The organism is Actinoplanes sp. CA-252034 (assembly GCF_050956125.1).
Lineage (GTDB): Bacteria > Actinomycetota > Actinomycetes > Mycobacteriales > Micromonosporaceae > Actinoplanes.
In genome coordinates this window covers 7,988,300-8,009,678 of record NZ_CP191846.1, presented here as the reverse complement: position 1 = coordinate 8,009,678, position 21,379 = coordinate 7,988,300, and the positions used below count along the sequence as shown (strand labels likewise).

At 72.8% G+C, this 21,379-nt stretch carries 20 protein-coding genes; 12 read left to right on the top strand and 8 right to left on the bottom strand.

Annotation, left to right across the window (positions count from 1 at the left end; all coding sequences use genetic code 11):
• Nucleotides 1-4: 4 nt before the first annotated feature.
• Nucleotides 5-694 carry a GAF and ANTAR domain-containing protein gene (locus ACQPZW_RS36360; protein WP_433790531.1) on the bottom strand — a complete coding sequence of 230 codons (690 nt, stop codon included), beginning with the start codon at nt 692-694 and terminating at the stop codon, nt 5-7.
• Nucleotides 695-897: 203 nt separating this feature from the next.
• Between ACQPZW_RS36360 and ACQPZW_RS36355 the strand changes: the two genes are divergently transcribed.
• A complete protein-coding gene (locus ACQPZW_RS36355) occupies nt 898-1,605 on the top strand; it encodes a GAF and ANTAR domain-containing protein (RefSeq protein WP_433790530.1) in 708 nt (235 codons plus the stop codon).
• On the opposite strand, the gene ACQPZW_RS36350 is transcribed toward ACQPZW_RS36355, so the two are convergent.
• On the bottom strand, nt 1,602-1,991 hold the full coding sequence (locus ACQPZW_RS36350; RefSeq protein WP_433790529.1) for a hypothetical protein: 390 nt from the start codon (nt 1,989-1,991) through the stop codon (nt 1,602-1,604). The genes ACQPZW_RS36355 and ACQPZW_RS36350 overlap by 4 nt on opposite strands.
• Before the next feature lie 152 nt (nt 1,992-2,143).
• Between ACQPZW_RS36350 and ACQPZW_RS36345 the strand changes: the two genes are divergently transcribed.
• The 5 genes from ACQPZW_RS36345 (at nt 2,144) to ACQPZW_RS36325 (ending at nt 5,564) form a co-directional block, all read left to right on the top strand.
• Complete coding sequence (locus ACQPZW_RS36345) at nt 2,144-2,767, top strand: dienelactone hydrolase family protein (protein ID WP_433790528.1); 624 nt, start codon at nt 2,144-2,146, stop codon at nt 2,765-2,767.
• 6 nt (nt 2,768-2,773) lie between these two features.
• A complete protein-coding gene (locus tag ACQPZW_RS36340) occupies nt 2,774-3,406 on the top strand; it encodes a phosphoribosyltransferase (protein WP_433790527.1) in 633 nt (210 codons plus the stop codon).
• A 75-nt stretch (nt 3,407-3,481) separates the two neighbouring features.
• Entirely contained in the window at nt 3,482-4,204 is a 723-nt protein-coding gene (locus tag ACQPZW_RS36335) for an ABC transporter ATP-binding protein (protein ID WP_433790526.1), read from the top strand.
• The gene (locus ACQPZW_RS36330) at nt 4,201-4,929 is read left to right on the top strand and encodes an ABC transporter permease (RefSeq protein ID WP_433790525.1); all 729 of its coding nucleotides are present in this window, start codon (nt 4,201-4,203) and stop codon (nt 4,927-4,929) included. Before ACQPZW_RS36335 ends, ACQPZW_RS36330 begins: the two co-directional genes overlap by 4 nt.
• A 26-nt stretch (nt 4,930-4,955) precedes the next feature.
• On the top strand, nt 4,956-5,564 hold the full coding sequence (locus ACQPZW_RS36325) for a TetR family transcriptional regulator (protein ID WP_433790524.1): 609 nt from the start codon (nt 4,956-4,958) through the stop codon (nt 5,562-5,564).
• Between the two features lie 142 nt (nt 5,565-5,706).
• On the opposite strand, the gene ACQPZW_RS36320 is transcribed toward ACQPZW_RS36325, so the two are convergent.
• From ACQPZW_RS36320 to ACQPZW_RS36310, 3 genes are read right to left on the bottom strand one after another with little or no spacing between them, the layout of a single operon-like run.
• Nucleotides 5,707-6,861 carry a methyl-accepting chemotaxis protein gene (locus tag ACQPZW_RS36320; protein WP_433790523.1) on the bottom strand — a complete coding sequence of 385 codons (1,155 nt, stop codon included), beginning with the start codon at nt 6,859-6,861 and terminating at the stop codon, nt 5,707-5,709.
• Nucleotides 6,862-6,906: 45 nt separating this feature from the next.
• Nucleotides 6,907-7,395: an SRPBCC family protein gene (locus tag ACQPZW_RS36315; protein WP_433790522.1), complete on the bottom strand. Its 489-nt coding sequence runs from the start codon at nt 7,393-7,395 to the stop codon at nt 6,907-6,909.
• Complete coding sequence (locus ACQPZW_RS36310; protein ID WP_433790521.1) at nt 7,392-7,712, bottom strand: ArsR/SmtB family transcription factor; 321 nt, start codon at nt 7,710-7,712, stop codon at nt 7,392-7,394. Before ACQPZW_RS36310 ends, ACQPZW_RS36315 begins: the two co-directional genes overlap by 4 nt.
• A gap of 204 nt (nt 7,713-7,916) precedes the next feature.
• Here ACQPZW_RS36310 and ACQPZW_RS36305 point away from each other — a divergent pair, with 204 nt between their 5' ends.
• Nucleotides 7,917-8,129, top strand: coding sequence for a hypothetical protein (locus ACQPZW_RS36305; RefSeq protein WP_433790520.1), 213 nt, complete (start codon nt 7,917-7,919; stop codon nt 8,127-8,129).
• 188 nt (nt 8,130-8,317) lie between these two features.
• On the opposite strand, the gene ACQPZW_RS36300 is transcribed toward ACQPZW_RS36305, so the two are convergent.
• The 3 genes from ACQPZW_RS36300 to ACQPZW_RS36290 form a co-directional block, all read right to left on the bottom strand.
• Nucleotides 8,318-8,809, bottom strand: coding sequence for a molybdenum cofactor biosysynthesis protein (locus tag ACQPZW_RS36300; RefSeq protein WP_433790519.1), 492 nt, complete (start codon nt 8,807-8,809; stop codon nt 8,318-8,320).
• Between the two features lie 163 nt (nt 8,810-8,972).
• Nucleotides 8,973-9,575: an NADPH-dependent F420 reductase gene (locus tag ACQPZW_RS36295; RefSeq protein WP_433790518.1), complete on the bottom strand. Its 603-nt coding sequence runs from the start codon at nt 9,573-9,575 to the stop codon at nt 8,973-8,975.
• A 21-nt stretch (nt 9,576-9,596) separates the two neighbouring features.
• Complete coding sequence (locus tag ACQPZW_RS36290; RefSeq protein WP_433790517.1) at nt 9,597-10,214, bottom strand: TetR/AcrR family transcriptional regulator; 618 nt, start codon at nt 10,212-10,214, stop codon at nt 9,597-9,599.
• A gap of 73 nt (nt 10,215-10,287) precedes the next feature.
• Here ACQPZW_RS36290 and ACQPZW_RS36285 point away from each other — a divergent pair, with 73 nt between their 5' ends.
• The 5 genes from ACQPZW_RS36285 (at nt 10,288) to ACQPZW_RS36265 (ending at nt 21,282) form a co-directional block, all read left to right on the top strand.
• Nucleotides 10,288-11,286: an NADP-dependent oxidoreductase gene (locus ACQPZW_RS36285; protein ID WP_433790516.1), complete on the top strand. Its 999-nt coding sequence runs from the start codon at nt 10,288-10,290 to the stop codon at nt 11,284-11,286.
• Nucleotides 11,287-11,509: 223 nt separating this feature from the next.
• Nucleotides 11,510-11,989, top strand: a complete 480-nt coding sequence (locus ACQPZW_RS36280; RefSeq protein WP_433790515.1) for a hypothetical protein — start codon at nt 11,510-11,512, stop codon at nt 11,987-11,989.
• Nucleotides 11,986-13,305, top strand: a complete 1,320-nt coding sequence (locus ACQPZW_RS36275; protein ID WP_433790514.1) for a hypothetical protein — start codon at nt 11,986-11,988, stop codon at nt 13,303-13,305. Before ACQPZW_RS36280 ends, ACQPZW_RS36275 begins: the two co-directional genes overlap by 4 nt.
• A gap of 88 nt (nt 13,306-13,393) precedes the next feature.
• Nucleotides 13,394-19,744, top strand: coding sequence for a DUF4011 domain-containing protein (locus ACQPZW_RS36270; protein WP_433790513.1), 6,351 nt, complete (start codon nt 13,394-13,396; stop codon nt 19,742-19,744).
• Nucleotides 19,745-19,965: 221 nt separating this feature from the next.
• Nucleotides 19,966-21,282, top strand: coding sequence for a hypothetical protein (locus ACQPZW_RS36265; protein ID WP_433790512.1), 1,317 nt, complete (start codon nt 19,966-19,968; stop codon nt 21,280-21,282).
• The last annotated feature ends 97 nt before the right edge of the window (nt 21,283-21,379 follow it).

Below are 21,379 nucleotides of genomic sequence, written 5' to 3'. Positions count from 1 at the left end.
GGTGTCAAGGGCGCTGAGCCCGCTCCACCACCGCGGCCGCCACGTCCCGCAGTTTGCGGTTGGCGCTCTGCGAGGCCCGCGACAGGATCCCGAACGCCTCGTCCGGGCCGCACCGGCGCTGGCTCATGATGATCCCCTTGGCCTGCTCGATCACCGCCCGGCTCTCCATCGCGGCCCGCATCTGCCGGGACAGAGCGGCCGCGGCGTGGACGAGGTCGGCGTTGGCCAGAGCCACCGCGGCGTACTCGGCGAACGTCTCGGCCAGCTGCACCGCGTCGTCGTCGAAGGCCAGACGCGACGCGGCGTAGACGTTCACCGCCCCGATCACGTGATCGCGGATCGGCAGCCCGACCGAGAGCGCGCTGCACACTCCGACACTTCCGGCATGCTCCGCCCATCCCGGCCACCGGTGCTCCCCGGCCACGTCGTCGACGAGGACGGTCTTGCGGTCGGCCGCGGCGTCCAGGCACGGGCCCTGATGGCTCGCATACTGCCAGCGGTCGATCACCTCCGCCGGGGCGCCGGTGTGCGCCACGGTACGTGGGCCGCCGTCGCGGACCAGGGTCACCGACACCTCGTACGCCCCCGGCACCGTCCGCTTGGCCAGGGCGGCCACCCGTGCCATGACTTCGTCCAGGCCGTTCTCGCCCAGGTCGATACGGCCCAGCTCCCGGAGGACGTCGGTGGTGTCCACACCACGGCGTTACCCCGTCGGGGGCGTACGTACCCCTCGGGCGGGTTGGGTAATATCGTCGTCCTGCGGCCGGAGTCGACGACCCCGGCCCACCAGCGTCAAGCAGCGGCGCGGGCCCGTGGGCTGTCCGCCCACGGGATGACACCGATCGACTGGCACGGCCGCCCGGGCGGCTCGTGGACCGCTGCGGGGATCCTCTGACGTTGAAGGCGCACGACCCGACCGACGCCGCTGCCGCTTTCGCGGAGCTCGGTCGTATCAAGCTGGGCGAGACCGATCTCGACGGGGTGCTGAGCCACGTCGCCGTTCTGGCGGGCCGCACCCTGCCCGGGGCCGCGCAGGTCTCCATCACTCTGCTGCGCGAGCGCGGGGCGGTCACCGCGGCGCGCACCGGTGAGACGGCGCTGCGACTCGACGAGCTGCAGTACGAGCGCGGCGCCGGCCCGTGCCTGGAGGCGGCCGCGACGAGAGCCACCGTCGAGGTGCCGGACACCGCGGCCGACGAGCGATGGGACGGCTGGGGAGCCTACGCCGCCAAGGCCGGCATGTGCAGCGTGCTGTCGCTGAGCCTGCCGATCGGCGACGCGGTGAACGGCGCGCTCAACGTCTACGCCGACGCGCCGGGGGTCCTCGGCCCGGCCACCGTGACGCTGGCGCAGACCTTCGTCCGGTACGCGGCGGTCGCCCTGGCCAACGCCCACCTCTACGACACCACCGCCAGCCTGGCCCAGCACCTGCAGGCCGCGATGGAGAGCCGTGCCGTGATCGAGCAGGCCAAGGGCATCATCATGGGCGAGCGCCGGTGCACTCCGGACGAGGCGTTCGCCATCCTCACCAAGGTCTCCCAGGACACCAACCGCAAGCTGCGCGACGTGGCCGCCGCCCTGGTCGAGCGCACCCAGCGGGGCTAAGCGGTCACGTCGAGGCGGCCGCGTCCGGCGCCGCTCTGCTCCAGGTGGCGCAACGCGGGCTCCAGGTAGCCCGCGATCGGGTTGCGCCCGGTGGGGCTCTGGTCGTACCGGCGGATCAGGTCCTTGAGGTAGACGGCGGTGATCTCCTGTGTGGGCGCCAGCCGTCCGGCGGCCCGGTCCGCCGCGATCGCCGCGGCCAGTGAGTTGATCCAGCCGGGGTTCGTCTCGCCGGGACGGATGCGCTGGCCGGTGGCCTGATAGATCAGCTCCCGATCACGGTCGGTGAGCGAGGCGGAGTCCTCCCGCGCGGCGTGGTTGCGCTCGCGGGTGGCGGCGACCGGCGGGGGGTAGGCGGGTCGGTACGGGTTCAACCGGGAGATGGACATGGGCGGCATGACCTCCGTCCGTGGAGCGTTCGACGCCCTCCAGATCGGTGCGGGGCGGTTGCTGCTGAGGGGTTTTCCGGTTCACCTGCGGGTATCCCTCGTCACGAGGAATCGTCCCCCGACACTCCGTAACGGATCAGAAGGGACGGACGATGACGACGTGGATGACCCGGGAACGGATCGACCTGGGCGCGGTACGACTGGACGGCGACCTGACCCTCCCCGAGCACGCCACCGGCCTGGTGCTCTTCGCACACGGCAGCGGCAGCTCCCGGCACAGCCCCCGCAACCAGGCGGTGGCAGCCGAGCTCAACCGCCACGGCCTCGCGACCCTGCTCGTCGATCTGCTGACGCCGGACATCGGCCTGCTCGCCGACCGGCTGGTCGGCGTGATCGACTGGCTGCGCGCCCAGCCGCAGACCGCGGCCCTGCCGATCGGCCTGTTCGGGGCGAGCACCGGTGGTGGCGCGGCCCTGGTCGCGGCGGCCGGCCGGCCTGAGGCGGTGCACGCCGTGGTGTCCCGCGGCGGCCGGCCCGACCTGGCCGGCCCGGCGGTGCTGGAGGTCCGTGCCCCGACGCTGCTGATCGTCGGCGAGCGGGACACCGAGGTGCTGGAGCTCAACGAGGAGGCCCGCAACACCATGCGGATCCGGGCCGAGCTGCGGATCATCCCGGGCGCCACGCACCTGTTCGCCGAGCCGGGGGCGATGGAGGCGGTGGCCGACGAGGCGGCCCACTGGTTCGGCTCGCACCTGTCGGCCGCGATGACGAGGTGAGCCGCCATGATCTTCCCCAATCGCGCCGAGGCCGGGCGGGCGCTCGCCGAACGGCTGGCCGTCGAGGTCGGTGACCGGGCCGATCCGCTGGTGCTGGCCCTGCCGCGGGGTGGCCTGCCGGTCGCCGGGCCGGTGGCCCGGCGGCTCGGCGGCGAGCTGGACATCGTGGTGGCCCGCAAGATCGGGGCGCCGGGCCGGCCGGAGTTCGGGCTCGGCGCGATCGCCGAGGACGCCCCGCCGGTGTACGACCCGGAGAACCTGATCTGGGCCGGGACCACGGAGGACGGGCTGGCCGGGGTGCTGGCCGCCGAACGGGAGGAGCTGCGCCGCCGGATCCACCGTTATCGGGGCGGCCGGCCGGCCCCGGCGCCGGCCGGCCGGATCGTGATCGTCGTCGACGACGGGCTGGCCACCGGCGTGACGGCGCACGCGGCGCTGCGCTGGGTGCGCGGCCGGGACCCGGCCCGGCTGATCCTGGCCGCGCCGGTCTGCGCGCCGCAGGCCCGGGACGCCCTGGCCGGCGAGGCGGACGCGGTGATCTGCCTGAGCGCGCCCGACCCGTTCTACGCCGTGGGCCGCTGGTACGAGGATTTCGAGCAGCTCACCGACGCCGACGTGGAAAATTTCATCATGTGTTGAGTTCGGGGCTTGCCCCGTCCCCGGAAACTCATCTAGCGTTGAGTTCAACAGTTGATGAGTTTCTGGGGAGGAATCATGGAAACCGCGATCGAGGTCCGCGACCTCGTCGTGCGACGCGGAGCGAGGGCCGTCCTCGACGGCTTCTCCTGCGCCATACCGAGAGGCAGCGTCACCGGGCTGCTCGGCCCGAGCGGCAGCGGCAAGACCACCCTGATGCGCGCCGTCGTCGGCGTGCAGATCATCGCCGCGGGCACGGTCACCGTGCTCGGGCACCCGGCCGGATCGGCGCCGCTGCGCAGCCGGATCGGCTACCTGACCCAGGCCCCGAGCGTCTACGCCGACCTGACGGTGCGGGAGAACGCGCGCTACTTCGCGTCCCTCTACCGCCTCGACGCGGCAGCCGCCGACGCGGCGGTCGACGCCGTCGGCCTGTCCGCGGCGAGCGGCCAGCTCGTCGCCGCCCTTTCCGGCGGCCAGCGCAGCCGGGCCTCCCTGGCCTGCGCCATCGTCAGCCGTCCCGAGGTGCTGATCCTCGACGAGCCGACGGTCGGCCAGGACCCGGTGCTGCGCGACGAGCTGTGGGACCACTTCCGCAGGCTCGCCGCCGACGGGACCACGGTCCTGGTCTCCAGCCACGTCATGGACGAGGCGAACAGGTGCGACCGGCTGCTGCTCATCCGGGGTGGCGCCCTGATCGCCGACGACACCCCGGCCGCGGTGAAGCGCTCGGCCGGCACCGACGACCTGGACCAGGCATTCCTGACCCTGATCCGGCAGCAGGAGGTGACAGCACCATGATCCTCATGAGCACCGTCAAGCGCATCCTCGGCCAGCTGCGGCACGACCCGCGGACCATCGCGATGATCATCGTGGTGCCGACGCTGCTGATCACCCTGATGTACTTCATGTACGAGGGTCAGCCGCGGGTCTTCGACCGGATCGCCCTCACCATGCTGGGCGTCTTCCCGTTCATCGTGATGTTCCTGATCACCAGCATCGCCATGCTCCGCGAGCGGACCACCGGCACCCTGGAGCGGCTGTTCACCACCCCCGTCGGCAAGCTGGACCTGCTGTTCGGCTACGGCATCGCCTTCGGGCTGGCGGCGACCGCGCAGGCGGCGGTGGCGGCCGGGTTCGCCTACTGGGCGCTCGGCATGACCACCGCGGGCAGCATCGGCCTGGTCATCCTCATCGCGGTGGCCAACGCCGTCCTCGGGGTCGCGCTCGGCCTGCTGTGCAGCGCCTTCGCCCGCACCGAGTTCCAGGCGGTCCAGTTCATGCCGCTCGTGGTGGCACCCCAGCTGCTGCTGTGCGGGCTGTTCGTGCCGCGCGACGACATGGCCGGCTGGCTGCAGGCGATCAGCAACGTCCTGCCGATGTCCTACTCCGTGGAGGCGCTGACCGAGGTGGGCATGCACTCCGAGCCGACGGGCATCATGTGGCGTGACCTCACCGTCGTGGTGGGCGCGATCATGGTGGCGCTCACCCTGGGCGCGGCCACCCTGCGGCGCAGGACTGCTTAGCACGTACAACGAAGGAGTCTGAAGCGATGGTGCGACGGACCGGACGCCGGCCCGGCAACCCGGACACACGCGAAGCGATCCTGTCGGCCGCGCGCAGCGCGTTCGCCGAGAAGGGGTATGACGGAGCGTCGATCCGGGCCATCGCGACCGGCGCCGGGGTCGACCCGGCGCTGGTGCACCACTACTTCGGCACCAAGGACAAGCTGTTCCTGGAGACGATGAACTCGCCGGTCGACCCGGTCGACCTGATCACCGAGGCGACCGTGGGCGAGCGGGACGAGATCGGCGTCCGGCTCGTCCGCGCGTTCCTGGCCATGTGGGACGGCCCGCGCGGCGCCGCGGCGGTCGCGCTGCTGCGCTCCGTGGTCGGCACCGAGTGGACCACCAAGCTGTTCCGCGAGTTCATCATCACCCAGATCCTCCGCCGGGCCGTGCCCAAGCTGGGTCTCGACCCGGCCGAGGCGCATCTGCGGATCACCCTGGCCGGCAGCCATCTGGTCGGCCTGGCGCTGGCCCGCTATGTGGTCAAGGTCGAGCCGCTGGCCTCGGCCCCGTCGGCGACGCTGGTCGCCGCGGTCGGGCCGGCCGTCCAGCGATACCTCACCGGCGACCTCCCCGGAGTCTTCCCCGAATGAAGGGGGAGACCGGGAGACCGGTCGACGCGCCGTGCGCGGAGGGCATCGTGGACGAGGCGCTCACCGCGCCGTCCGATCAGCCCGATGCGCGGGTGTACGGCCGACGCGCGCGCGTGCGTTTCGCCGGCGACACGGGTCCGGGCTAGGCGTCGGCGCCGATCCGGGTCAGGTAGCGGTTGATCTCGTGCCGGACGTGATCGGGGACGCCCTGGAACTGCAGGCCGATCTCGGCGCTGTCGCCGCGCTCGATCCGGCGGGCCACCCTGGCGTCGGCCGCCACGGTCAGGCCGTCGACTGCGATCTCCGCCCGGACCAGGTCGCCGACGACGATCCGGGCGCCGGCCGGCACGTGACAGCCGAGCCCGTCGGCGCTGAGGTCGGCCATGTCGGCGGTGATCGGCGACCCGGACGCCGTCTGCATCCGTACCGCGCCGTCCACCCTGAGCCGGTCGTGGCGGCGGCGCTCCAGTCGCTCCGCCACATCGGAGAGATCGCCGATCTGGGCCATCGTCGCGTCCACACTGCGGTGCAGCCGGCCGACGATGTCGTGCTGCTGGTCGGCGATCCCGCCCAGGTGGCGCATCGCGTCCTCGATGTCGCCGACGTCGGAGATGATCGCGCGCAGGGTCTGCCCCATCTGCGCCACGTCGGACTCCAGGGCGGAGATCGTGCTGGTGATCTGCTCGGTCGAGTGGGCGGTCGTGTCGGCCAGGCTCTTCACCTCGTCGGCGACCACCGCGAACCCGCTGCCGGCCGCCCCGGCCCGGACCGCCTCGATGGTGGCGTTCAGCGCGAGCAGCCGGGTCTGCGAGGCGATCCCGGAGATCACCCCGGCGATCCCGGCGACCTGGTGCAGGCTGTCGTTGAGCGCGGTGGCCGCCGCACCGGCCCCGTGCGCCCGCTGGACCAGCGCGTTCGCGGCGTGGCTGGTGACGGTGACCCGCTCGTGGGTGGCGGCCGCCGCGTCCCGGGCCGCGCCGACCTGCACCACCACGTCCTCGAGCTTGTCGCCGATCACCTCGGCCGTGTCGTCGATCGCCTCCCGGGCCCGGCGCCGTAGCCGCTGGTTGAGCTCACGTTGATACGCCTGCGCGTTCTGCGCCTGTGTCTCCAGCTCGGCCTGCAGCCGTTCGATCTCGGCGTCGCGCTCGTGCGTCGCCCGGGCGAGCTCGCCCGCCTCCCGGCCGTCGCCGTCCATCCCCGGCTCGGAGACGGCGCGACGGCCCAGCCGGAAGGCCACGAGCGCGCTGCAACCCATCGCGATCAGCGTTCCCAGGAGGACCAACCAGGTCGGCATAATGATCCGACCGTACCGTGCCCGGATGGCCCTCGTGCGGCGTTTTCAGTCCTCCGCGAGCAGGGCGTCGATCTGGCCCATCGCCAGCCGCATGCCCTCCTCCATACCCATCTCGGCCATCCGCTCCAGCTGCTCGGCGCTGCGGAACGTGCTGACCGTGGTCATCCGGGTGACACCGCCGACGGACTCCAGGGTGACCACGCCGTGCGTGATGTCCTCCGGGTCGACGGGCTCACCCCGGTCGTCGGCGAACCCGTCGTCGAACTCCAGCCGGTGCGGCTCCTCGATGTCGGTGATCACCCACCAGCCCCGCGCCTTCGTCCCGTCCGGCCCGGTCATGTGGTAGCGCACGTCGCCGCCCGGTTTGAACTCGTACCGGTCGAAGGTGGCCGGCCAGGTCGGCGGGCCCCACCAGCGCTCCAGCTTGCGCGGATCGGCCCAGACCTGCCAGACCCGCTCGACCGGTGCCGTGAACTCGGCGACGAACGTCAACGTCAGCGCGCTGACATCCTTCTGTGAGCTGATGACCGTCATTGCTCATCCTCCTCGAGGATCCGCTCGATTCCGGCGGCACGTTGCCGCCAAAGCTCTTCGTACCCGTCCAGCAGCCGCGCGGCCCGGCGCAGCGTCTCGACCTCACCGTGCACGATCTGCTCCCGGCCGCGCCGGGTCTTGCTGACCAGAGCCGCCCGTTCCAGCACCGCCACGTGCTTCTGCACCGCGGCGAAGCTCATCGGGTACGCCCGGGCCAGCTCGGACACGGATTGCCCGGACCGGATCACCCGCTCGAGGATGTCCCGTCGGGTCGCGTCCGCCAGCGCGTGGAACACCGCGTCCGGATCTACAACCATGTGGTTGTACGTTAGTCGCCGGTCCCGCTCGTGGCAAGCCGAACCAGCCACTCGTCCGGCTCAGGGCGAGCCTTCCACCTGGCGGCTTCGGGCATGTCTTCCGCCTGGCCGGCTTCGGGTGCGTCTTCCGCCGGTTTCCTTCAGCGTGACGGCGGCCGGCCGATAGTCGGGGCCCGCACCGCCGCGAAGATCACGGAGGCCCGCATGACCATCAGCATCGGCTCGTCGCAAGCGCCGTCGGCCTGGGAGACACACGCCGCATGGCTGCGGTTGCGTGAGGACTGCAACCGTCTGGCCGCCGACGTCGTGGCCGGAGCGGGGGACGGGGCTCTGAACGCCGACCGGACCGCCGTCCTGGAGAGCCGCGACGCCATAGCCCGCATGACCCCACCCGGCCTGATCGACGTCCTGATCTGACCGGCCGCGCTACTGCCGACCGCGGCCGTGCCGGCCGCGGTGGCGCAGGTCGTGCCGGTCCGATCGGTCTGGTCAACCAGGCCACGACTGTCGTGCCGGCCGGGTCGGCCGCGGTAGTGCAGGTCGTGCCGGTGTGATCGGTCTGGTCAACCCAGGCCACGAGGGTCGTGCCGGTGTGATCGGCCCGGTCAGGCCGCGGTTGAGGCCTCGGCGGTGATCGACACGGTCACCGGGCCGACCCGGAGCACGCCGTCGTCCAGGGGCACGCAGCGCACCCCGCCCCTGCCGCGCAGCGCCGCGTGCCCGCCGGGGCCGAGCGTCACGTCCATCCACGCGCACGGCGCGGCCGCCCGCCGCACGGCGAGACGGACCGGGCCGTCACCGGAGTCGAGCGTCAGCACCGAGCCGATGAGGTCGTCCACCGCGACGCCGGAGATCAGCACGTTGCGCCGCACCTGGGCCAGCCCGGCCCCGGCCGGCAGCGAGCCGGCCGCGATCACGGTGACGCTCGCGTCCTTGTGGGCCCGGTGGTTGAAGTAGCGGTCACCCACGATGCCGAGCCCGGCCCGGATCCGGATCTCACCGGTGAGCTCGCCCTCGGGTGCCGGCGCGGGCCCGTCGGACGGCCGCCCCTCGAACCGGTGCACGGGCGAGGCGAGCAGTTCCACGATCTCCGGCATGGACCGGAGTCTACGGTTCCGGAGAGCGGGACACGGTGGCGATCCGGAGAGCCTCCGGAGCCGGGGTTCCGTATACCGCGTTGCCGTCCCGGACGGGGATCGCGAGCCGCCGGCGCCTTGATCACCTGCCGAGCGCGGGCCGTGGACCTGGACCGCGGAGGCGCTAGTGCAGGACGGCCAGCGCCTCGGCGAGCACGTCGGTCGCGTCCTTGACGTCGACCTCTCGCATCTGGAGGGGCCCGCCGGTCTCGGTGAGCAGCGCGGCGTGTGCCCCGCCGGCGTAGACCGGCGCGAACCCGAGGTCCCGGATGATCATCGAGGTGGCCGCCCGCGCCTCGCGGTCGTCGGTGCAGACGTACTCGGTGAGCAGCGGATCGTGCCCGCGCCGCCGGCTCAGCACCTCGGCCGGGACGGTGTTGAACGCCTTCGCCCAGTGCGCCTCGGGCGCCCAGTCCATCAGCGTCTCCAGCCCCGAGATGTCGTCCGGGGCGTCCGGGTTGGTGGCGTCGATCACCACCTTGTCGGCGATCACGCCCCGGGTCAGGTCGACCGCCTCGTGCGCGGACGACCAGTTCGGGCTGAAGATCACCACGTCACCGAAGGCGGCCGCCTGCGGGATCGACATGACCCGCAGCCCCTCGCCGTCCATCGCCGTCCGCAGGCGCTCCGGATGCCGCGAGGTGACCGCGACCTCGTGCCCGCTCTCGGCGCACCACCTGGCCAGTGTGCCGCCGAGCTGACCTGCTCCAATGACACCGATACGCATGCTCCCAGGGTGCGCTCGCGATCACCCGGCCGGGTGATGATCGGCGAAATCGCCGTAGATCATCCGCAATTCGACCGTGACCAGGTCGTCGACCAGGGCCTCCGGCTCGGCGTTGCCGGCCAGCGCGGCGGTCCGCAGGTCGTCGATCAGCCCGGCCAGCACCTCCGGCGAGGGCCCGGCCGGGGCGAGGCCGGCCGCCCGGTCGCGGGCGATGCGGGCGGCGAGCCGCTCCACGTGGCCCGACCGCAGCCCGGCACGCCACTGCGCGAGCGGCGGGCAGCCGGGCGCTGCGGCAAGCGCTCCGGCGAGCATGCGGCCGTGCTCGCGCCAGAGCCGGGCGAGCGGGGTCAGCGCCTCACGCAGCGCCGTCGCGTCCGGCCCGGTGCCGTCCAGCCACGGGCCGGCGTCGCGGCCCAGCTCACCGGCCATTCCGTGCAGCAGCGCCACCAGCACCGACAGCTTGGAGTCGAAGTAGAAGTAGAAGCTGGACCGGGAGATCTCTGCGCCCGCCGCGAGCTCGTCGATGGTGATGTCGGCGAGCGGCTTGCGGGCCAGCAGGTCCCGTGCGGTCTCCAGGATGGCCCGCTCCCGGCGGTCACCCTTGCTGGGTCCCCGGCGCCGGCCCGGAGGTGTGCTCATCCGAACACGGTAACGCGGTGTCGAGTTTTTCGACGTACTGTCGATAAGTAACGACGACTTGTTGGGAGCCCTGATGAAAGAGATCCGCCTCGCCGCCCGTCCGGTCGGCTGGCCGACCGCCGAGACCTTCGAGCTCGCCGAGACGGCGGTTCCCGAGCCGGGTCCCGGCCAGGTGCTCGTCCGCAACGTCTACATGTCCGTCGACCCGTACATGCGGGGCCGGATGAACGATGTGAAGTCCTACATGCCGCCGTTCCAGGTGGGTGAGCCGCTCGATGGCGGGGCGGTCGGCGAGGTCGTCGCGTCGAACGCGGAGTCCGTCCCGGTCGGCGCCCACGTGGTGCACGGCCTGGGCTGGCGGGAGTTCTCGGTGACCGAGGCCGAGCGGGTGCGTGTGGTCGACCCGGGCGCGGCGCCGTCGCTCTCGGCCTACCTCGGGCTGCTCGGCATGACCGGCCTCACCGCGTATGCGGGGCTGCTCGACATCGCCCAGTTCCGGGAGGGTGACACGGTCTTCGTCTCCGGCGCGGCCGGCGCGGTGGGCAGCGTGGTGGGCCAGATCGCCCGGCTGCGCGGCGCCAAGCGGGTGATCGGCAGCGCCGGCTCCACCGAGAAGACCCGGCACCTGATCGACGACCTGGGCTTCGACGCCGCCTTCAACTACAAGGACGCGCCGGTCCGCGACCAGCTCAAGGCGGCGGCGCCGGACGGGATCGACGTCTACTTCGACAACGTGGGCGGCGACCACCTGGAGGCCGCGATCAGCGTGATGAACAAGTACGGCCGGATCGCCATGTGCGGCGCCATCGCGCAGTACAACGACACCGCTCCGCCGGCCGCACCGCGCAACCTGGCCTCCACCATCGGCAAGGAGATCAATCTGCGCGGCTTCCTGGTCGGCAACCACTCGCACCGGATGCCCGACTTCGTGGCCGAGGTCGGCGGCTGGCTCCGCTCCGGCCGGATCACCGCCCGGGAGACGGTCGTCGAGGGCATCGAGAACGCCCCGGACGCGTTCCTCGGGCTGCTGCGCGGCGAGAACACCGGCAAGATGGTGGTCAAGCTGCGTTAACCAGCGCTTAAGCTCCACCCGGCGACCTTTTCGTACGGGTCGCCGGGTATCGCCTGGAACTGAACGGTAACTCAGTAGCTCTCGCGAGTGGACCGGATACGGAACGTATGGACGATCGCCCTCGTCCGTACGGGTGAGGTGACTGACGGAAAGCAGACACTAGCGTTCCCGTGTGGCGAATCGGTTCCCCCTTTGGGGACAAGCGGGCTGGGCTAGTGCCGAGGTGGTCGGCGAGACGCACTACGCGAAGGCGATACGTGCTCTCTTCGGCAACGACTTCGACCCCCGCGGAACCGACATAACCATCCCCGTCCAGCTCATCCCCGACCGCAACAACCGTCACGACCGCAACGCCGTCGGGGTCTGGTCCGGCAACAGCCTGCTCGGACACCTCCCTCGCCCGGAGGCCGCCCGCTACGTCACGGTTCTCTCCGCGCTCCACGGCCGTGGCCTGCTGCCCGAGGTCAACGCCCGGATCACCGGCCGGGAGTGGGGCGCCGCCGACGGCCGTCCCGCCGCGTTCGACAGCACCATCCGCCTCGACCTCGCCGAGCCGCACATGCTGGTGCCGGTCAACGCGCCGCCCGCACAGGAGCACCGGCTGCTCCCGTCCGGCTCGGCCATACAGGTCGTCGGCCAGCATCAGGCGCTGGACGCGCTCGTGCCGTTGCTGCGCCCGGAGGGGAGTGCTGGGCGTACGTGACCCTGCACGAGACCGCCGACCACCTGGTCGAGATCCGGATCGGCGACGCCCGGGTCGGTGACCTGAGCCCCAAGATGAGCGGCGAGCTGTCCCCGGTGCTGCGGCACCTGGCCGAGCGTGGCCTGGTCACCGCGGCCCGCGCCATGGTCCGCGGCAACAGTGGCACCACCGAGGTCATGCTCTACATCGCCCGTGTCCAGGACCTGCCGGAGAGCTGGCAGGCCGGCCCGAGCCGTCAGGCCGCCGCGCCGTCGGCGGGCCGCGGCACGGCGAGCGTCCCGGCCCCCGGCGTGGCCAGCACGGGACCGGTCACGCCGGGCCCCACCCCGGTCTCCCCGTCGCCCCCGCTGGCGCCCGCCGCGTCCGGCGCTCCCGGCGCCTCCGCGGTGCCCGGCCTGAGCATGCCGGGTGGGCTGATGACCGGCGGCCCGGCCTCCGGCGGCCTGGTGCCGAACTGGGTGACCCCCGCCGACGCGCTGCCCAGCTGGGCGTCGCCGCCGTCGTCGATGCCCGCGGTGGCCCCGCTCCCGCCGTCCTCCCTGCCGGTCAACCCGGTGTCCCCGAGCGTCCCCGCGCAGTCGACCGGCTCACCCGCCGTCCCGTCCGGCGCGCCCGGCTCCCCGGCGGTGCCGCCGGCGTGGAACAGCGCGGGTGCGGCGCCCGGTTCTCCGGCGGTGCCGGCCGCGTGGAACAACACCGCCGAGCCGCCGGCGTGGAACAACACCGCCGAGCCGCCGGCGTGGAACAACGCCGCCGAGCCGCCGGCGTGGAACAACACCGCCGAGCCGCCCGGGTGGAACACTGCCGCCGAGCCGGCCGCGTGGAACAGTGCGGGCGCGGCGCCCGCCTCGCCGGCCGTCCCGCCGGCGTGGAACAACGTCAGCCCGCCCGCCTGGAACGCCGGCAGCTACTCGGCGCCGTACGTGTCCGGGTCCCGGTTCGAGCCGCCCGCCACCACACCGGTGCGGCAGACCGACGGGGCGCTGCTCACCGACCCGTCGATGGGCGTCCACCCGGTCAGTCCGGCGACGCCCTCCTACACCGAGGCCCAGGAGCAGCAGGCGATCGCCGAGACCACGGTCATCCCGGCGCTCGCCGCCGTGGTGAAGGCGAACTCCGGCGCCCTGGCCGCGGTCTCGGCCGACGGCAACCAGCACCCGGCGATCCCGCCCGCTCCGACCGGCATCAAGTTCGTGGTGCCGCCGGGCTGGCCGCTGCCGCCGGACGGGTGGTATCCCCCCGAGGGATGGCGGCCGGACCCGTCCTGGCCACTGGCCCCGACGGGCTGGCAGTGGTGGGTCCCGGCCTGGGACTGACCCTCTGGGGAGGCTTTCTGGGCCGGATACGTCGGATTAACCCGGAAAACCACCACGGTGACCCACCTCGCCTTGCTGGAATGGGCGAATGCGGTGGGATGAAGCTGACGGGTTGACCGGGCGGCCGGATGCGCGTGTCCGGGGAGTGCTCGAGAGCTGGCGTGCCGGTCTGCTCGATCTCACCGCCTCCAACCCGTTGATCCACGCGGATCCGTGGGGTCCCGGCGTGGTGGCGATCGACAGTCCGTCGCCGCGGGGTGTGCTCGAGGCCCTGCAACAGGGCCGCGAGTGCGGTTTCCTGGGCGTGGAGGAGCAGGAGGAGGGCCCGCGCCCGCGGACCGCCAGCGTGTTCCAGACGCACATGACCGACGCCGAGATGGACACCACGCTGCGTGCCCTGCGCCGCATCGACCACCGCGACCAGCTCGAATACGGCATCTCCGCGCTCTACCTGGCGCTCGGCACGCTGCACTGGAAGGACGACGAGCAGGAGTACGCCAGCCCGATCCTGCTCATCCCGGTCGACCTGGTCGACTCCGACCCGCTGGACTATCCGCGGCTGCGGGCCCGTCCCGACGACCCGCTGGTCAACCCGGCCCTCGCCGTCCGTCTCAAGTCGCGTGGTGTCGAACTGCCCGCCGTGGAGGGCCTGACCGGGCTGGACGTCACCGTCTTCTGGGCCCGTCTGGACGCGGCGATCAGCGAGCACCCGGAGTGGCGTACCGACGAGGCGATCCTGCTGTCCCGGTTCACCGTCCACCGCGAGGTCGTCTACCAGGACCTGGTCGACAACGAGCGGCAGATCCTGGCGCACCCGGTGATCCGGGCGCTGGCCACCGACGCCCGCTCGCAGATCGACGCGTTCAAGTTCGAGCCGATCAGCGCCCGCCGCATCGACGACCTGGCCGCGCCCGACGACATCCCGCTGGTCCTGGACGCCGACGCCACCCAGCGCTCGTGCATCGCGGCCGCGATGGCCGGGCGCAGCTTCGTCATGCGCGGGGCGCCCGGCACCGGCAAGTCGCAGACCGTCGCCAACATGATCGCCGCGCTGATCTACGCCGGGAAGCGGGTGCTGCTCGTCTCCGAGAAGGCGGCCTCCCTCGACGTGGTCAAGGACCGGCTGGCCCACGCCGGGCTCGACGACTACCTCCTCGAACTGCACAGCGACCAGACCGGGCGCGACCACGTGGCGTCCACCCTGGCCGCAGCGCTCGACTTCATCCCGCTGCCGCCGCCGAGCCTGTCCACCGACGAGCGCCAGGAGCTGCGCGAGCATCGGGAACGTCTGAACGCGTACGCCGAGGCGATGAACGAGGTCCGCGAGCCCCTCGGCCACCGGCTGCACGACGTGCTCGGCATGTGCGCCCAGATGACCGACGTGCCGGCCGCCCCGGTCCCGCCGGTCCTGCCGCTCCCGCTCACCACCCAGTCCCTGCAGAAGGTCCGCGACGCCGCTGAACGCCTCGGCAGATCCTGGCGCCCGGCCCTGCAGGGTGACGCCTTCCTGTGGCGCGACGTGGTCGACCGCAACCGGCTGGACGCCCGCCTGCACCAGGCGCAGACCGCCCTCGAGCACCTCATCGCGGCGGCCGGCGACGACCCGCTGGCCTCCGCGTTCCGGGCCCGGCACCTGGCCGACGCGATCGCCCTGACCACCCTGATCGGGCATGCCGCCCGCCGGCCGCCGGAGGCCGTCGACGAGTGGCTCACCCTGGAGAGCCTGGAACCGGTGGCCCGCGCCGCCGAGGGTCTGCTGCGCCACCTCAAGTCGCTGCATCAGGCGGAGGACGCGGTCCGTTCGCGTGCCGGTGTCACCTGGTCGGCGCTGCCCACCCCGGGCAAGCTGCCGATCGTGCCGAGCCTCGTGCACCTCGACCCGCCGGCTGTGGAGCTGCTGCCGCTCACCGCCGCGCAGGCCCGCGGCCTGGCCCGCCGGTTCGCCGACGAGGCCGACCGGCTCGAACAGCATCAGCACAGCCTGGACCGGGTCACCGCCCGGCTCGGGCTGCCCAATGTGGTCGCGTTCTCCGACATCGGCCGGGTCGCGTCCATCGTCGACCTGCTGTCCCGGGCCGACAAGCCCGAGGCCGGATGGTTCGACGCCGCGGGGATGGCCGCCGCGCACACCGCCGCCCGGATGCTGCAGCGGGCCGTCGACGTGGTGCGCGCCGCCGAGGGCAAGGCGCGCGAGCACTTCAACGAGGGCGCGCTCGCCCACCCGGTCGACGAGCTGGCCGACCGGTTCGCCAGCGTGCACAAGGGGCTGCGCAAGCTGCGGGCGCCGTACCGGCGGGACAAGAAGGCGGCCGCCGAGATCGCCCGGCCGGATGTGAAACGCAAGCAGGCCGTGGCCAACCTCGCCGCCGCGGCGGCCTGGAAGAAGGCACTCACCGAGCTCGACGAGGCCGAGCGACAGTACGGCCGGATCCTCGGCCGCCACTGGAGGCGCCTGGACACCGACTTCGACGCCATCCGCAACGCCCTGGGCACCGCCGAGGAGGTTCTGCGGGTCACCCCGCCGGAGGCCCTGCCCGCGGTCATCGAACGGGTCAGCGCGGCCACCCCGAACAGCGCGATCATCCGGATCGTCTCGGAGGCGCGTAAGGAGTTCGACAGGTGGACCGCGGCCCTGCGCCCGGCGCCCGAGCCGGCCCCGCGCCCGCAACTCGCGGCCGGGCCCATCCACGACGCGGTCACCTGGCTCCGGGCGCACGTCGAGCCGCTCACCGCCACGGCCGAGCTGGTCCAGGCGTACAGCGTCGCCGCCGGGCGGGACTTCACGCTCGCCGAGTCGGCCGCCGTCGGACTGCTCCGGGAGAGCGCCGCCGACGCGGCCGCGGCGCTGGCGGCCAACGCCGGCGAGTACGCCAAGGTGCTCGGCACCGTGTACCGCGGCAACCAGACCGACGTGGAGGCCCTGGCCACCGCGATGGCGTGGACCGCGGAGGCCCGGCGCATCCGGGTCGGCGTCGACACCGCACTCACCGCCGAGCAGGTCGAGGCCCTCGGCCGGTCGCGGCCCACCGACACGCTGCCGTCCCGGGTCGCCGAGTGGCAGGCCGCCCGCGACTGGATCCTGCGCGCCTTCGCACCCCGTCGCCACGCGCAGCTCACCACGGCCCTCGACGACTACGAGCACGCCCGGCAGCTCCTCCAGGCCCTGCTCGAGGACGGCAAGGGCCAGCAGGAGTGGTTCGACTACCAGGCGGCCCGCGAGGTCCTCGCCGAGCACGGCCTGGACGCGGCCGTCGACTTCTGCGCCCGCGAGGACCTGGCGGTCGAGCAGATCCTGCCGGTCCTCGGACGGGCCCTGTTCCAGTCGTGGGCGGACACCGTGATCCGCGAGGACGACCGGCTCCCACCCTTGGACGCGGCCGCCCGCGACCGGCTCGTCGAGGAGTTCCGGGTCTGGGACGGGCGGCTGCAACGGGCCGCGTCCGCCGACGTGATGAACGCGGTCGACGAGATGCAGCCGTCCGGGATCGCTGCCGCCGAGGCCGCGCTGCTCCGGGCGTCCGCCGCCCAGCAGGGCCGCAAACTGCCGGTCAGCGAGCTGATCGGCCGGACGCGGCACGCCACCCTCGCGGTCAAGCCGTGCTTCCTGACCGTCCCCGCCGACGTGAGCCGGCTGGTCCCGGCCGATCTCACCTTCGACGTGGTCATCATCGACGAGGCCTCGCGGGTGCCTGTCCCGGACGCGATCACCTGCATCTACCGGGGCGCGTCGTTCGTGGCCGTCGGCGACGACCGGCAGCTCACCGCCCTGCCCACCCCGGGAGAGGGCAGGTCCGTCCTGGACCTGGCGATCAGCTGTGCCGCGTTCCCCGTGCTGGATCTGAGCACCCACTACCGCAGCCGGCACGAGTCGCTGATCGCCTTCGCCAACCACACCTTCTACCAGGGCATGCTCAACACGTTCCCGCCCGCCGGCCCGGCCGGTCCGGACACCGGGGTGCAGCTGTTCCCGGCGATCGCGGAGAACGGCGACACGGGGCTCGCCGACCTGGTCGCCAGCCGGGTCGCCCACCATTTCGTCACCCGGCCCGAGCTCAGCCTCGGTGTCATCGCCTGCACCACCGAGCTGGCGATGCGGATCGAGGCCGCGGTCGCCGACATGGTGGTGCCGCCCGACGACGACCGGCTGCGCGGGTTCTTCGTCAAGGACCTGGACACCGTGCAGGGCGACGAACGTGACGTGGTCCTGCTGGCCGTCGGCGAGGACCTGGGCGGGCTGGCCGGGCCGGACGGCTGGCGGCGGCTCAACGTCGCGACCACCCGCGCGTCCCGCCGGATCGAGGTGATCTCCACGGTCCGTGGCCGCGACCTGCCGGAGACCGAGGAGCTGCGGCCGCTCGCCGCCTACCTCGACTACGCGACCCGCGGTGAGGCGGCGCTCAACCTCGAGGACCCCCGTCCCGACCAGCAGACCCCGTTCGAGGACTCGGTCCGCGACGTGATCCGGGCCTGGGGCTACCGGGTGCGTACCCGGGTCGGCACCGGCGCGTTCCGGATCGACCTGGCGGTCCGCCTCTCGGCCCGGCGCAACGCCCCGTTCGCCCTCGGCATCGAGTGCGACGGCACCACCTACGACTCGGCGCCCGCCGCCCGTGACCGGGACCGGCTGCGCGAGCAGGTCCTGGAGAGCCTGGGCTGGAAACTGCACCGGATCTGGGGCACCGCCTGGTACCTGGACCGCGAGCACGAGGAGCGCCGGCTGCGCACGGCCATCGACGAGGCGCTCGCCGAGTTCCCGCCCGAGGAGCAGGCCGCCGAACTGGACGGGTCCGCCATGCCGGCGACGGCCGAGGAGGAGCTGCGCGAACCGGTCACCCTCGTGCACACCGAGGAGGGGTACGCCCCGACCGAGCCGCTGGAACCCGAGCTGATCGAGACCGTCGAGGCGGTCGAAAGAGTCGAAACCGTCGAGGCAGTCGAGACGGTCGAGGTGGTGGCGGAGGTCGAGCCGGAGGAGCCGGCCGAGCCGGAAGCACTGCACGAGCCGGAGGAGGAGGTCGTCCCGGTCGACGCGCTGGGCGCCCTCGACGACGAGACCGACGCCTACCTCGCCGGGTTCGGCGACGTCGAGGAGCACACGGCCGAGCAGTGGGCGGCGGAGATCGTACCCACTGAGGAGGTCTTCGAGGAATCGGAGATCCGGGCGGAGACGCCTGCGGCGACCACCGACGACCTGGATGAGGAGCCGGAGGAGGAGCCCCGGGTTCGGGCCGCCATCTTCGAGCGGGTCACCCGGGCCGAGGAGGAGGGCCCGCGTGTGCAGCCCGCGGTGTTCGAGCGGGTGACGCGGGCCGAGAAGGTCGAGCAGTACGCCGGTTATGGCGAGTACGAGGACTTCGGCGAGTTCGGGGAGTTCGACGAGCCACGGGTCGTACGGGCCACCTTCGAGCGTCTCAGCCGGGCCGACGTGCGGCGCGCCGAGGCCGAGCGCGCCGAAGCCGTCCGCGCGGAGGCCGTGCGAGTGGAAGCCCAGCGGGTGCAGGCCACCCGCGCGGAGGCCGCCCGTGTCGAGGCCGTCCGCGCGGAGGCCGCCCGTGCCGAGGCCGCCCGTGCCGAGGCCGTGCGAGTGGAAGCCCAGCGGGTGGAAGCCGCCCGGGTCGAGGCCGCGAGGGTCGAAGAAGCCCGCGCCGCCGAGGCCGAGGCGGCCCGCGTCGCGGCGGCCGTCGTCGAGGGACTGCCGATCGCCCAGCCGGTCTTCGTCTCGCCCGAGTTCACCACCGAGCCGCCGCCCGCCCGCAAACGCGCCACCCGCACCAGACCGGCGAAGAAGACCGCCCCGAAGCCGGAGCACGGCCCCGAGGAATGGGCGCAGCCGTACCGGAAGGCGAGGCTGACCGCCCTGCCGGACGGCGCGAGCCTGGCGTCCCCGGAGACCGCGCGGCGCATCACCGACGCGGTCCGCCGGATCGCCGCCGTCGAGGGCCCGGTGCACATCAGCATCGCCCTGCAGCGGATGCGCGACGAGTGGGCTCTGACCCGGGTCACGAAGCAGGCCCGCGCCGCCATCGACGCGGCGATCACCAAACTGGCCGCCAAGGGCGACGTGACCTGGGCCGACGACTTCCTCGGAGACCCCGGCCAGCTGGTGCCCACGGTCCGGCTCCGCTCCGAGGACGTGGCCCGCAAAGCCGACCAGATCGCCGACGCCGAGTTGCGGGTCGCCCTGGAGCACCTGGTCGCCGACGCCGGAGCCATCGACGTGGACGGTCTGCTCGCCGCTACCGGCCGGCTCTACGGCTGGGCGGCCCGGCGGTCCATCGAGCTGGACGCCCGGCTCACCGCCCTGGTCGCCGATCTGGTCGCCGAAGGCCGTCTGCACCGGCACGCCGACGGGCTCAGCGCCGCCCACGAACTGCCCGATCCGCTGACCCTGCCGCGTCACGACACCGCGCCCGCACCAGCCAGGAAGGTGAAGGCCTGACCCCGTCGCGATATCGAACGACAACAAATTGCCGTTCTCCGGTGGGCGGATCACCGAAGTGGCCGATCAGAATGCGCTGATCACCATTGATCCGCTCTCGGCGCTGCGCTCCCAGAAGTGCGTCTTTCCAGCTCACGGCCGGTAGATAGACTCCCGGAGAACTGACGGTGAACGCGTGGGCGCGCGGTCGCGGAATTGCGGTAATGGCCTACCGTTGCGGCGTGCCAGCGATAGAGATCCGGCGCGACACACCCGGGCTCCTGCGATTGTTCACCGCGGTCACGGCGGCTGTGGCCGTCGTGCTGCTGACCGTTCTCACCCTCCTCATGATCAGCGTCCGCGACCAGGTGCGGGTCATCGGCCGCGAGGCGGCGCCACATGCCGCCACCGCCGCGGACCTCTACTTCGCCCTCAGCGACCTGGACGCCCAGGTCACCCGGATCCTGCTGGCCGGCGACAGCGACCAGTTGGCGAGCAGCCGCATCGACGCGCTGGGCGTCTACCGGGCCCGCGGCTACCAGGCCGACCAGGACCTGCAGAAGTCGAACGCCGACAGCGCGATCACCCTGCGGCTGACCGACGGGCTGGCCGTCTACCGCCAGCGGATCGGCCAGGCCCTCGCCGCACCCTCCGGGGCCGACCGGCTCGGTTACTGGACACAGGCGACCAACCTGCTGCACCAGCGCCTGCTGCCGGACGCCCAGGAGCTACGTGAGCAGAGCCAGCAGCGCCTCGATGACGCGTACGCCCGGAAGTCCGCCACCGAGACCACCGGAACCGCCGTCGCCGTCCTCCTCGGCGGTGCCCTCGTCGCGCTCCTGATCCTGCTCCAGGTCTGGCTGGCCCGCCGCTTCCGCCGCCTGTGGAACCCGGCGCTGCTTGCCGCGACCGCGCTCAGCCTGCTGCTCGCGATCGCCGCCACGGTGGTGCTGCAACTGCAGTCCCGGCAGCTCGCCGACGGCCGCGACACCGGGCTCGGCCCCTACCTGGCCCTGTCCGAGCTGCGGGCGCTCGGCTACGACGCCGCCGCCGACACCGGCCGCTACCTGGTGTCGGCCAACCTCTCCTACTACCGCGACGACTTCACCGCCAAGTCCGGCTGCCTGACCGGCGAGCCCACCTGCAGGATCCCCTCCACGGACCGGGCCGGCCGCGAGGTCACCGCCGCCTCGCCGGTGACCTCGGCCGCCTCGGCCCGCGACGGCCTCACCCGCCTGGCCGGACCGGCCGCCACCGGGCGCTGGGCCGCCTATCAAGCCGTCCACCAGCGGATTCTCACTCTCGCCGACGCCGGCCGGACCGACGAGGCGGTCCGGCTGCTGACCGGTATCCGGCGCGGCGACGCGGCCTTCGACTTCGCCTACTTCGACGCGTCCATCGCCGAGGTCACCGAGACCCGCCGCCAGGACTTCGACCGGGCGCTGCGCGCCGCGGAGATCACGCTGACCGGCTGGTCCTTCATCCCGGCTATCCTCCTGGCCCTGGTCCTGGCCTTACTACCTTTGGCGGTACGGCCACGCCTCACCGAATACCGATGAGGCATCCACGCCGTCCCGCGCTTCCGCGCGACCCGTACTCCCGTGCCCACCCCGCATCCGTCCGCGCTCGCTTCGGGGACGCTGGGGCCGGTCCGCT

What these genes read in the sequence shown, in the direction of transcription:
- ACQPZW_RS36330 (WP_433790525.1), top strand. Translation starts at nt 4,201, where the DNA reads ATGATCCTCATGAGCACCGTCAAGCGCATCCTCGGCCAGCTGCGGCAC.
- ACQPZW_RS36350 (WP_433790529.1), bottom strand. Translation starts at nt 1,991, where the DNA reads ATGTCCATCTCCCGGTTGAACCCGTACCGACCCGCCTACCCCCCGCCG.
- ACQPZW_RS36290 (WP_433790517.1), bottom strand. Translation starts at nt 10,214, where the DNA reads ATGAGCACACCTCCGGGCCGGCGCCGGGGACCCAGCAAGGGTGACCGC.
- ACQPZW_RS36295 (WP_433790518.1), bottom strand. Translation starts at nt 9,575, where the DNA reads ATGCGTATCGGTGTCATTGGAGCAGGTCAGCTCGGCGGCACACTGGCC.
- ACQPZW_RS36320 (WP_433790523.1), bottom strand. Translation starts at nt 6,861, where the DNA reads ATGCCGACCTGGTTGGTCCTCCTGGGAACGCTGATCGCGATGGGTTGC.
- ACQPZW_RS36305 (WP_433790520.1), top strand. Translation starts at nt 7,917, where the DNA reads ATGACCATCAGCATCGGCTCGTCGCAAGCGCCGTCGGCCTGGGAGACA.
- ACQPZW_RS36335 (WP_433790526.1), top strand. Translation starts at nt 3,482, where the DNA reads ATGGAAACCGCGATCGAGGTCCGCGACCTCGTCGTGCGACGCGGAGCG.
- ACQPZW_RS36285 (WP_433790516.1), top strand. Translation starts at nt 10,288, where the DNA reads ATGAAAGAGATCCGCCTCGCCGCCCGTCCGGTCGGCTGGCCGACCGCC.
- ACQPZW_RS36340 (WP_433790527.1), top strand. Translation starts at nt 2,774, where the DNA reads ATGATCTTCCCCAATCGCGCCGAGGCCGGGCGGGCGCTCGCCGAACGG.
- ACQPZW_RS36315 (WP_433790522.1), bottom strand. Translation starts at nt 7,395, where the DNA reads ATGACGGTCATCAGCTCACAGAAGGATGTCAGCGCGCTGACGTTGACG.
- ACQPZW_RS36325 (WP_433790524.1), top strand. Translation starts at nt 4,956, where the DNA reads ATGGTGCGACGGACCGGACGCCGGCCCGGCAACCCGGACACACGCGAA.
- ACQPZW_RS36300 (WP_433790519.1), bottom strand. Translation starts at nt 8,809, where the DNA reads ATGCCGGAGATCGTGGAACTGCTCGCCTCGCCCGTGCACCGGTTCGAG.
- ACQPZW_RS36270 (WP_433790513.1), top strand. Translation starts at nt 13,394, where the DNA reads ATGCGGTGGGATGAAGCTGACGGGTTGACCGGGCGGCCGGATGCGCGT.
- ACQPZW_RS36310 (WP_433790521.1), bottom strand. Translation starts at nt 7,712, where the DNA reads ATGGTTGTAGATCCGGACGCGGTGTTCCACGCGCTGGCGGACGCGACC.
- ACQPZW_RS36345 (WP_433790528.1), top strand. Translation starts at nt 2,144, where the DNA reads ATGACGACGTGGATGACCCGGGAACGGATCGACCTGGGCGCGGTACGA.